Annotated in this window: 8 protein-coding genes; 3 read left to right on the top strand and 5 right to left on the bottom strand. The window is 71.2% G+C overall.

Translation table 11 applies throughout. The annotated features are described in order from the left end of the window. Nucleotides 1–64 precede the first annotated feature (64 nt). On the top strand, nt 65–1,717 hold the full coding sequence (locus AB0J33_RS05660) for a hypothetical protein (protein WP_363610282.1): 1,653 nt from the start codon (nt 65–67) through the stop codon (nt 1,715–1,717). 110 nt (nt 1,718–1,827) lie between these two features. Here the strand turns inward: AB0J33_RS05660 and pulA are convergent, their stop codons facing one another. From pulA to AB0J33_RS05635, 5 genes are all read right to left on the bottom strand, one after another. Then, on the bottom strand, nt 1,828–7,338 hold the full coding sequence (gene pulA / locus AB0J33_RS05655; protein ID WP_363610280.1) for a pullulanase-type alpha-1,6-glucosidase: 5,511 nt from the start codon (nt 7,336–7,338) through the stop codon (nt 1,828–1,830). A 110-nt stretch (nt 7,339–7,448) separates the two neighbouring features. Next, the gene (locus AB0J33_RS05650) at nt 7,449–8,141 is read right to left on the bottom strand and encodes a cellulose binding domain-containing protein (protein WP_363610278.1); all 693 of its coding nucleotides are present in this window, start codon (nt 8,139–8,141) and stop codon (nt 7,449–7,451) included. A gap of 98 nt (nt 8,142–8,239) precedes the next feature. Continuing rightward, nucleotides 8,240–8,920: a hypothetical protein gene (locus AB0J33_RS05645; protein ID WP_363610276.1), complete on the bottom strand. Its 681-nt coding sequence runs from the start codon at nt 8,918–8,920 to the stop codon at nt 8,240–8,242. Between the two features lie 136 nt (nt 8,921–9,056). Beyond that, complete coding sequence (locus AB0J33_RS05640) at nt 9,057–9,446, bottom strand: hypothetical protein (RefSeq protein WP_363610274.1); 390 nt, start codon at nt 9,444–9,446, stop codon at nt 9,057–9,059. 37 nt (nt 9,447–9,483) lie between these two features. Then, entirely contained in the window at nt 9,484–10,173 is a 690-nt protein-coding gene (locus AB0J33_RS05635) for a hypothetical protein (RefSeq protein ID WP_363610272.1), read from the bottom strand. A gap of 19 nt (nt 10,174–10,192) precedes the next feature. On the opposite strand from AB0J33_RS05635, the gene AB0J33_RS05630 reads away from it, so the two are divergent. Both AB0J33_RS05630 and AB0J33_RS05625 read left to right on the top strand, forming a co-directional pair. After that, nucleotides 10,193–10,381, top strand: a complete 189-nt coding sequence (locus AB0J33_RS05630) for a hypothetical protein (protein ID WP_363611386.1) — start codon at nt 10,193–10,195, stop codon at nt 10,379–10,381. A 64-nt stretch (nt 10,382–10,445) separates the two neighbouring features. Further along, entirely contained in the window at nt 10,446–11,168 is a 723-nt protein-coding gene (locus AB0J33_RS05625) for a hypothetical protein (protein WP_363610270.1), read from the top strand. Nucleotides 11,169–11,545 lie beyond the last annotated feature (377 nt).

Raw genomic sequence — 11,545 nt, 5'->3', positions numbered from 1 at the left:
AGCAGGGGACGCCCGTCTGACGGCGGCGACCCTGTCTGGTACGAGGAGAGGGCAGAGAGCTCCGATGTCCAACTACCTAACGAACAACGAAGCCTCCGGGCGGGCGACGGCCAAGCGCCGCCGCAAGCTCTGGCTCGCCAGTGGCGTGGCCGGTTTGACGGGCGTGATCAGTCTCGCGGCGGTGGGCGTCGCGGGCAGCGCCGGAGCAGTCGGCCTCAACTGGAACACCGCCCAGGTCAGCAAGGACGGCGACCAGCGGGGTGACGAGGCGCGCGACTGGGACAAGGACCAGGACCAGAACAAGGACCGGGACAAGGACAAGGACCGGGACAAGGACAAGGACCGCGAGCGCGGGAAGGAGGTGCCCTGCGACACCGACAAGCTGATCCAGGCGATCGTGTTCGCCAACAACAAGCACGGCGGTGTGTTGGAGCTGGCCAAGGGCTGCACCTACAACCTGACCCGCAACGACTACGAGGGCAACGGCCTCCCGGTGATCACCGAGCGGATCACGCTCAAGGGTGAGCACACCACGATCTCCCGGGAAGCCACCGCGGACTACTTCCGCATCCTCAACGTCGGCGCTGGTGGGCACCTCACCATCAAGGGCCTGACCATCAAGGGTGGCCAGACCCTCGAACGGTATGAGCCCATCGAGCCGGCGGCTGTCTGGGGTGCCTACTCGGACTCCGAGGCGCTCGCCGCGCAGGTGAAGGCGGGCACCCCGTTGGCCCAGGCGCTCACCGCGCGGCAGGCCAACCCGAAGGCGGGCCTCAAGGCCGCGCCGAAGGTCACCCCGAAGGCCACGCCGGGCGTCGTCACGCCGCTCGTCGAGCAGCCGGACGAGAACGACGGTGCCGGCATCCTGGTTCAGCCGGGTGGCACCGCCGAGATCCTGGAGTCCGAGGTCGTCCTGAACCAGTCGGGCGGCAACGGTGGCGGTGTGGCCAACTTCGGCACCACGAAGATCTGGCACAGCACCATCACCCGTAACACCGCCTTCTTCTTCGGCGGCGGCGTCTTCAACGCCGGCCTCCTCAAGGTCGAGGAGTCGAAGATCAAGGACAACACCGCCGTCATCGGTGGTGGCGGTATCTCCAACGGCGCTGCGGAGATCTTCACCGAGGACGTCGACGGCGGTACGGTCGAGCTCAAGAAGGCCGAGATCACCGACAACGAGACGCTGGGCTTCGGCGGCGGCTACCTCGACATCGAGGGCAACACCACGGCGTACGAGAGCAAGTTCGTCTCGAACACCGCGGTCCTCGCCGGTGGCGGTATCGCTGCGGCGGACAGCCAGCTGAACCTGCACAACGTCACGGTGGAGCGCAACAGCACCGCCGGTGTCGGTGGCGGTGTGGCCATCGCCTTCGACAGCGTGGCCACGTTCGAGAAGAGCAGCATCAAGGACAACACCGCCGGCTTCTTCGGCGGCGGGCTCTTCAACGCCGACAGCGTCACCACGCTGCGCGACAGCGAGGTCGTCGGCAACCGGGCCGTGGGCCCGATCGGGGTCGGCGGCGGCATCTTCAACATCTTCGGCGAGGTCAACCTGTCGAAGACGAAGGTCGCCCAGAACTTCTCCACCTTCGAGCCGGGCGGTGTCTTCAGCTTCTTCGGAGAGGTGAACGTGGACGACAAGTCCGCCATCACCGCGAACCGTCCGACCAACTGCCTGGCCATCCCGGGCGGCACCATCGAGAACTGCTTCGCCTGATCACCTCCCTTCGGGTGACGAGCCAGCAGAGCACCCTTCGGGTGACGAGATAGCAGAGCACCAACGGGCCGGCCCCCTTCCGCGAGACGCGGAAGGGGGCCGGTCTTACGTCAACTCTGCACGAACACCCCCACGCTGCGCGCCGGTACGGTGAACGCGCCGGCCGCCCGGTCGAACGAGGCGGTACGCAGCACCGGGTCGGCCGAGTCGACCAGCACAGGGTGCAGTGCCACGTCCGCTCCGCGCAGTCCGGTCACCGTCTGCGTGGCCGCCGACGGTGTGCTGTTGAAGACGACGGTCAGCGACTTCCACGGCCCGCCCAGCCCGCGGGCGTCCAGGGTCATGGTCAGCACGCCCGGCGTCTCCTGCGCACCGGACAGCGGGAACGCGACCCGCCGCTGCACCTGCTCTGCGGTGGCCAGCCCGAACACCGGCGACGAGGCCCGGACGCGCAGCAACTCGGCGTACCGGGCGTCGGTGGTGGTGATCGCCGCGCAGTCCGGCACCAGCTTCGGGTCGGCCAGCAGCGGCTTCGCGTACGACCACTTGTCCTCGTTGTCCGGCGCGGGCGGCAGACCGGCGCCGAACCCGTTGCCCTGGGCGCAGTCCCACCGGATCTGGTTGAACCAGTCACCGGAGTTGTACGAGTTACGGTCCAGCGACTTCGACCGCAGCCGTTCGGTGCCGGCGGTGACGAAGCCGGTGCCCTGTCCCAGAACCACGGTGCCCAGCGCCAGCACCTGCATCCGGGAGCGGTCCGCAGCAGTGGTGGCCTGCGGCAGTTTGTACGCCAACGCGTCGTACAGGATCTCGTTGTCGTGTGCGTCGGCGTAGGTGACGGCCTCCCCCGGCGCCGCGGTGTAGCCGGCCGGGGAGCCGTTGTAGTCGACCTGCGCCCCGGTGACCTGCCGTCCGGCGGTGTCGGTGAACCGGTAGTCACGCAGGTTGCCGGTGAGCCCCACCTTGATCAGGTCATGGGCGTGCAGCAGCCGGGCCTTCTGCTCGGCCGGTGACCCGTTGACCGCGTCGCCGTTCGGGTCGGTGTAGAGCCCGGAGGCGAAACCCTGCACCCGGGGGTTGGCGTCGAACGGCCCGCCGCCGCGCACCGCGTCGCGCAGCCGGTCGTTGAAGGTGCCGATGCCGGTTCCGGCCATGTTGGCCTGGGTGGCCTGGACGAACCGGGCGTCGTTGGCGACCTCGCCGAAGTTCCAACCCTCGCCGTAGAGCAGGATCGACCGGCCGTCCACGCCGTCGCGAGCGACGGTCAACCGGTCCAGTGCCCTGCGGACGGCCAGGATGTTCGCCTTCGGGTGGTGACCCATCAGGTCGAAGCGGAAGCCGTCCACCTTGTACTGCCTGGCCCAGGTGACCAGCGAGTCGACCACCAGCTTGCCCATCATGGCGTGCTCGGGCGCGGTGTTGGCGCAGCAGGTGGAGTTGGCCACCGTGCCGTCCTCCAGCAGCCGGTGGTAGTAGCCGGGCACGATCTGGTCGAGCACCGACTTCGCGTCGGTGCCGGCCGCCGAGGTGTGGTTGTAGACCACGTCCATGACCACCCGCAGGCCGGCGTCGTTCACCCCGGCGACCATCCGCCGGAACTCGGTGGTGCGCGCCGCGCCGACCGGGTCGACGGCGTAGCCGCCCTCGGGCACGGTGTAGTGCAGCGGGTCGTACCCCCAGTTGTAGCCGTCGGTCTCGGCGACCGCCGCCACGCACTCCTGCTGCTCCGGCGAATCCGGCGCAAGCGCCGCCAGGTCGCAGGCCGGCTGGCGCTGGTCGGCCCGTTTCTCCGGGATCGTCGCGAAGTCGAACGCCGGCAGCAGGTGCAGGTGGGTGACCCCGGCGTCGCCGAGCGCCCGCAGGTGGGTCATGCCGGCGGTCTTCGGGTCGGTGAACGCGAGGAACGTCCCCCGCCGCTCGGCCGGCACGGTGTCGTCGGCGATGGAGAAGTCCCGCACGGACAGCTCGGTGATCTGCGCCTTGGCCGGCGGCACCGGCGCCGGTTTGCGCAGCGTGCGCCACCCGGGAGGGGCCAGGGCCGCGTCGTTCAGGTCGACGAGTTGGCTGTGCGTGGAGTCCGCGGCGAGGGCCACCGAGTAGGGGTCGGTGACCGACGCGGTGACCACCTGCTGCGCGGCCGGCTGCCAGGCCCGCACCTCGTACCGGTAGAACCTGCCGGTCCAGGTGTGGTCGCCGCGCACCGACCACACGCCGGTGCGGTCGTCGCGGCGCATGGGCACCGTCCTCGGCGCGGCGGTGGGCGAGTCGAACAGTTGCAGCGCCACGCTCCGAGCGGTCGGCGCCCACAGCGCGAGGCTCGGCGTCCGGCCCGCGAACGTGGGCCCGAGGGTGGCGTCGGTCGCCCGGGAGTACACGTCGTCGAGCACGCCGGGGATCTGCACGCCGGTCGCGGCGAGCAGCGCACCGTCGGCGTCGCGCTCGGTGACCAGCAGCTGCCCCCGCAGCGCCGCCGGGACCTTGGCCAGGTCCGCCCGGTCCAGGGCGAAGCTACGGTACGACCACAGGTGCGGGAACCTGTCGCGCTGGGCCTCGGTGAGCCCGTTGCGCTGCGCCCGCAAGGGCAACGTGGTGTACGTCCCGGTCAGCTCGCCGTCGACCACGCTGACCCCGCCGGTCGGCGCGGCGACCAGCGCGTACGTCTTGCCGTCGGTCGGGGGTGTCTGCCACGCCACGGTGGACCGGTCGATCCAGTGCGCCTTCTGCTTGCTGATGTCGGTGTCTCCGCTGGCGGTGGTGGCCATCGACGGCAGCAGGCGGCCCGGCGTGGCGGCGAGCAACCACACCTCCCGGCCGGCGCTGGCGAAGTCGAGCCGCTGGTCGTCGGGCAGGTCCTTGGTGTCGCCGTTGTGGATGATGTAGTTCAACCCGGTGGCCCCGGCCGCCAGCGGCACCCGGAACACCGCCCCGAACGCGTCAGTCCGTTCCGGCTTCAACGGCGCGGACCACTCGGTCGGGTTGGCCGCGCCGTCCCACAGGTGCAGGCCCCAACCGTCGTAGTTGCCGTCGGCCCGCCGATAGTGGAGCACGGCGGTGCCCTCCTCGACCGGTGGGTCCGGCTCACCGGTGGCCGCCTGCCTGCTCGGGTAGACCGCCGGGTCGCCCTGCTTGAGCCAGACCTCGCCGGTCCGGGTGACGTCGATGCTGCGGTCCTGGGCCACGTCCTTGTTGCCGCCCGCGTCGACCACCAGGAAGTTCACCGACGTGGCGCCCGGCTTGAGCTTCACCCAGGCGAACCGGCCGTAGGAGTCCTCCCCGGCGAACGGTTGCCCCTTCGGCCACTCGGTGACGTACGCCGGGTCGACGTCGCCCCAGGCGTACAACCCCCAGTCGTCGTAGCCCCCGGCGGGGCGTTGGTAGTGCACGACCGCCCACTCGCGGGAGCTGCCCTGGGCCGGCGTGCCCACCACGGCGGTGGACCGGGCGGTGGCGACCCGGCCCCGGCCGTCGCGGGTCACCGCCTTGTACTCGATCCGGGTGCCGCCGGCCAGGCCGGTCAGGTCGTGCTGCACGGTGTACGGGGCGTGGTCGGCGCTGCCCAGCAACGTCCACCGGCCGCCGGCCACCCGGGCCGCGACGGTGACGGTGGCCAGTGGGTCACCGGTCACCCGGGCGGTGACCGCCGCCCGGGTGGCGACCGACGCGCCCGGAAGCGGGCTGGTGATGGTGACTGTGGGTTTGTCGGCCGCCTGCGCGATGGGTGCGCCGGCCTGGTAGACCGCCGCCGACAGCGGCGGCACGGTGAGGGTCAGCTCGCCCTCGCCGCTGGCCCGCGCTTCGCCGGCCGGTGCGCCGCCCGAGCCGCCGTAGATGCCGGTGAAGGTGGCGTCGGGCGACCAGGTGTCCACGGTGACAGTCTGCGCGGTGTCGGCGTTGTTCACCGCCACCACGTACTCGGTGCGGTCGGCCGGGGCGATCCGGGAGGCGGCGAAGACGCCCGGCCCGTCGGCCGCGTACCGGGTGATCTGCACGCCGTCGCGCAGCGCCGGGTGCGTCTGGCGCAGTCGGCCCAGTTCGGCGATCGTCCGATAGAGCGGGTGCGCCGGGTCGAACTGGTCGCTGGCGTGGGTGCGGTCGGTGCCGAGCAGATCGTCGTCGAGGTAGTCGGGGACCTTCGAGGCGAACATGTCCTGGCGGGCGTCCTTGTCCCCGCCGGGGCCGGTGAAGCCCTGTTCGTCGCCGGAGTAGATCACCGGCTGGCCGCGGGTCAGGAACATCAGCTGGTGCGCGAGCTGGTCGCGACGCAGGTGGCTGGCCGGGTCGGTGCCACCACCGGCGATGAACGACCCGATCCGACCCATGTCGTGGTTGCCGAGGAAGGTGGTCGACCGGCCCGCGTCGGTGTTTCGGGCCGCGTAGAGGTCGTCGCGGGCGTACACGTCGGCGAGCGCCTTCGCGGAGCCGGCGCCGGCGGTGAAGCCCCGTGCGGCCTCCTGGAAGGCGAAGTCGAGGGTGGCCGGCAGCCCACCCTGCCGGACGTAGCTGGAGCTGATCTCCGGGTCGGCGCTGTACACCTCGCCGAACATGAAGAAGTCCTTCTTGCCGGCCTTCTCGGCGGCCCGCTCGATGCCCCGGCTGAACTGCGGCCAGAAGTCCATGTTGACGTGCTTCACGGTGTCCAACCGGAACCCGTCGACGCCGGTCGCGCCGATCCAGTCCCCGTACGCCTTGGTCAGCCCCTGCACCACCTCGGGGCGCTCGGTCCACAGATCGTCGAGGCCGAAGAAGTCGCCGTACTCGCTGTTCTCGCCGGCGAAGGTGGAGTCGCCCCGGTTGTGGTACATGGTGACGTCGTTCAGCCAGGCCGGGACCTTGACGCTCGCGTCCTTCGGTTCGGCGAACGTCGGCGTGTACGGGAAGGACTCGTTGTCGACGGGCGGGAACGCGCGGCTGCCATCGGCGTAGTTGCGGTCCTCGAACGCCCGGCCTCGCGCGTCGGTGTACGGCGAGGTCGCCTTGTCCACGTAGGCGTACTTGCCTTCGGCGTACTTGATGACGTCGGCGGTGTGATTGACGATCACGTCAAGGTAGATCTTGATGCCGCGCCGGTGGGCGAGCGTGACCAGTCGCTTCATCTCCTCGTTCGTGCCGAAGTGCGGGTCGACCTGGGTGAAGTCGGTGATCCAGTAGCCGTGGTAGCCGGCCGAGATGTCGTTGCCGGAACCCTGCACCGGCCGGTTCTTGAAGATCGGTGCGAGCCAGATGGCCGTGGTGCCCAGGCCCTGGATGTAGTCCAGCTTGTCGATGACGCCCTTGAGGTCGCCGCCGTGGTAGAAGCCCTTGTCGGTGGGGTCGAGGCCGGTACGCAGCCGGTCGCCGGTGAGGCCGCCCCGGTCGTTGCGGGGGTCACCGTTGGCGAACCGGTCGGGCAGGACGAAGTAGAACTGCTCGGCTCGGGCGGAGTTGTCCCCGGCCTTGAGCAGCGCCTCGGCGGTGGGCTCGGTCCGCCACTGGGCCGCGCCGCCGGGCGCGGGCGGGACGCCCTCGGACGGTCGGGGGGCCGCGGCGGCGGGGTGGACGGCGACCGGAGTGCCGACGAGCGTGATGGTGAGCAGGGAGGCAAGGGCCAGCAGAGCGGTGCGGGGTATCGGCGGGGGTTTCATCGACGCCTTCCTCTGGTCGCTGATTGGCCGCACGCTAACCCTTGCCGAAACATTCTGCAATACCTTGCAAACATGGTCGCAACACAGCAGCCACCTTGCGGAAGAGCCGCTCACAACCCGTCGCAGCGCACCCCGTCGACCGTGCAGTCGCGCGGCGTGCCGGGCGCCCGCTCCATGTGGAACCGCAACGACACCGAACCGCCGGGCGACACGTCAACCCCGCTGACGTACGTGAAACCGTCGTCGGTCTGTCGGACCGTCCCCTGTGGCACGCCCTCCACCCAGGCGGTCACCAGCCGCCCACCGGTGAACTCCAACCGCACCGTCCACCCACGGCTCTGGGCCGACGCGTTGACCATCGACACCTCGCCGATGAAACCCCCGTCGAAGCTCTGCACCACCCGGTACCGCCCGCTCATCGCCGGCTGTCCCTGCGCCGCGCGGCTCGGCGACCGGGTCGTCGTCGGCCTCCCGGTCGGACCGACAGTCGGGTCGGCCGACGGTGAACCCGACCCGGCCGCGGCGCTCGGCGGCAGGCCACTCCCCCGCCCGGACAGCCCCGGCTGGACCGGCACCGGCGACAGCACCGGCGCGGGCGAGCTTGTCACGACCACCGCCGACGGCAGCGGGAGCGCCGGCGGCAGCGCGCCGTCCGGCGCGGGGCTGCGTCCCCGGTACGCGCCCAGCGCCACGACGAGCAGAACCACCATCACGACGACACCGGCGCCCACCACGATCCAGGGCGACGTCGCGATCGCGACCGGACCGCGCGATGGGCGCGAAGCACGGCGTATGCCGGACATGTACCTCCCTCAGCGGACCGTCCGGGCAGCGTAGCGATCGGCGACCCGGGCCGGAAAGCCTCGGCAGCCCGACGCCGTACCGCCGACCCGGCTCCAGCTCAGCCGATGCGGCAGTCGACCCCGTTGATCGTGCACCTGAGTGGACGCTCCGCCGACCTACCCCAGCCCACGCGCAACCGCAGCGTCCGGGAGTCACCCGCCTTCAGGGAACGGGTGCCGCTCAACACGAACTCCCCGTGCCCGCGCCCCCGCACCGAGACGCCCGAGTCGTCACCCACGCGCAGCGCCCACGTGTCGTCGTCGAACGCCAACTCCACCTGCCAGTCCACCGACTGACCCGACTCGTTCGCGATCGACAGCACCGCCGCGTCCCCGTCCCGGCCATTCGTACCGACCTGGTACCGGGCGCTGACCGGGTCCTCCATTGGCGCCGCCGGCGCCACCAGGGCGCTCGTCCGGTCCGACGTCGGCGAGCCGGTCACAGTGGCCCGCGGCGACGGTGTCCGACTGCTCCGCGACGGCCGCGGCGACACCGAACGTCGCTCCACACCGGCCGGGGTCGGCCCACCGGTTGCCGACGCGGCGGCCGGCACGGTCGGCAGGAAAACCGGAGGCGCGGCCTGCGGCGCGGCGTCGCGCTCCCTGGTCCGGAAGGACAGCAGCGCGACCACCAGGAGCACCACCAGCGCACACACACCGAGCAGCACCACGATCCACGGCACCGACGCCAACACCCTCGCCGCCCGCGAACCTGCCGCACCGTCCGGCCCCACCGCCACCAGGTCTCCCCTCGTCCCCCACCGACGCGACAGCGTAGCCAGCACCGCGCCGACCGAAAACCGGGCGGGTACGGATCAGGCCGACCGGCCGACCCGCCACGGAAAACGGCTCGACCCGGCGGACGGTCCCGGTCGGTCAGGCCGTCCGGACGACAGTGCAGATGAGCGGTCCGTCATCCGAGGTACGCAGCAGGTAGCGGTAGCGCTCCCCCGGCACCGCCTGCCCTCGACTGTCCAGGAACTCCCACTCCACCGCCACCATCGTCAACAGCGCTGACAGCGGCTGCACGTCCTCGATCCGGGCATGCGCCGCGACCAACTCCCGATCCTGGTAGTCGGGTGCGGCGCCCACGAACGACAGCGCCACCGCCGCCGCCGTGGTGAACGAGAAGCTGTAGGTGTCGGCCACCACCAACCCCGGCAGGGCGTAATAGCCGGCGATGGCCGGCAGGTCACCGGAGGTCAACGCCACGCCGTACCGGTCGAAGAAGTCGGCCAACGTGTCAAGGTCCGTGGAGGCGTTCACGGCCACAGCAATTGCCGCTCACCGCCCAGGTCAAACCTCAACGAGGCGGCACCCGTACCTCGATCTCCGAGCCCAACCGGGCGTCGGCGGCCAGGCCGAGGTCGTCTCCACTCCAGAACCGCCCCGGGTCGTACCAGTTCGGACGCCGGCCCGCCGGCAGCAACCCCATGGCCTCGTAGGTCACCGCCACCACCTCGGCGCAGTACGCCGTCTCCAGCGCCCGGTCCCGCTCACCCGCCGATCCGGCGGGGCTGCCCGGGTCGGCCGGCTTCGGTCGGGGTGTGGGCCGGCCGGGCAGCGGCAGCGTCGGCACCCGACCCCGCACCCAGCGCCACGCCAGCTGAGCGGTCGACGGGAACGGCGTACCGTCCAATCGCGCGATCGTCCGCAGCACCGCCCGCTCCATCTCCCCGTCGGCCGGCGGATCGAGCTGCCGCAGCCACGCCCGCTGGCCGTACCGGTTGGCCCAGACGCAGACCGCGTCCCGCAGGTCGTGCAACTGGACGCCACGCTGGTGGGTGCCCGACCACAGGTCCGGCAGGGACCTGCCCAGCTCCGCGTGCCACATCAGCGGCGGCATGTCGTCGAGCACCACCGCCATTCCGACGTGGTTCACCGGGCTGTTGGTGGTGAACTGGATCGCCCGGTCCGGCACGCTGCGACCCCGGAACACCCACACGTCACCGGTGCGGGTCAACTCGACGGCCTCATCCAGGCTGATGCTCATGAGGGTCTAGCCTAGGCCGATGCGGCAACGAATGCGGTGGTGGAAAGTCCTCGGGCTGGCCGGCCTCGCCGGCGTCGCGGCCTCCGGCGTGGTCATCGCGCGGGCCGAACGGCGCCGGCGCGCGTACACCCCGGAGGAGATCCGGCAGCGGCTCCTGGAGCGGCACGCCCAGGCCGGCGACGCCGCGCAGCCCGGCGATCCGGCCTGACCCGCTGTCCCTTGTAGATCGTCTTGGGACAGCTGGGCAGGTTGATGATCGTTACGATGAGGTCATGACGACGCCCGTCGCACAACGGCCCTTCGTCCTGTCCACCCCGACCGCGCCGGTCGAACGACACGGCAACGTCGACCTGCACCTGCCCGCCCACAGCGGTCCCGCGCCCGCCGTCGTGGTGGTGCACGGCGCTCCACTGCCACCCGACGCGCCCGACCCCCGCGACTGGCTGCTCTACCGCGGCTACGGCGCGCTGCTCGCCGCGAGCGGCGTGGTCACCGCGCTGGTCAGCTACCAGGTGTCCGACCTGTCGGCGCTGCCCGCCGCCGCTGACGAGATCGCCGCGATGGTCGAACAGGTTCGCGCCGATCCGCGGGTCGACCCCGAGCGGGTGGTGCTGTGGTTCTTCTCCGGCGGCGGCCTCTTCGCAGCCGACTGGCTCCGCCTCCCACCGCCCTGGCTACGCGGGATCGCACTGACGTACCCGCTGCTCATCCCGTTCCCCGGCTGGGAGGTCGACGCTCGGTTCCTGCCGGTCGAAGCCCTCAGCTCCGGTCCGGGCGTGCCGCTGGTGCTGACCCGGGCCGGTCAGGACATCCCACCGGTCCTCGCCGGCATCCACGCGTTCCTCCCCGCGGCGACCGCACAGGGCTGGCCGATGCGGGTGATCGAGGTGCCGGACGGGCAGCACTCCTTCGACATCCTCGACCCCGGCCCGCAATCCGAGGCAGCCGTACTGGCCGCCCGCGACGCCGTCCTGGAGCTACTCAAGGCAACCTGACCGTCCTGGCCGGGCCTAGACGCACCCGTGTCGATCATGGGGTTGTGGTGCCTCATCAATCGGGCATCGGGGAATATTGCGCCCACCACGACTCCTTGATCGACGCCGGGGGGGCGGTCGGGACAGCCCCGTCTGGTGGCGCTGGCGTCCCCCGTTGGGGTGGCTTGTCGGGTTTGGTCGGTGGTGTCGGGTGGTCGGGGCCACCCCGGGGGCGGAATCGTCGGCCGGTCGGGGTCGTTATACCTGGCAGACCACCGCGACCATCGGGTGGTGGTGAGCGGACCCCGGGAACATCCGGCCGGCCGCCCCGGTTACACCGTGTCCCGACGTCGACCCCGCACGGGTCGCCGGGGCGCCCCTCTTCGAACTTCCCCCGC

Source organism: Micromonospora sp. NPDC049645 (genome assembly GCF_040675155.1).
Taxonomy (GTDB): Bacteria; Actinomycetota; Actinomycetes; order Mycobacteriales; family Micromonosporaceae; genus Micromonospora.
This window is presented reverse-complemented; position numbering and strand designations above follow the sequence as displayed.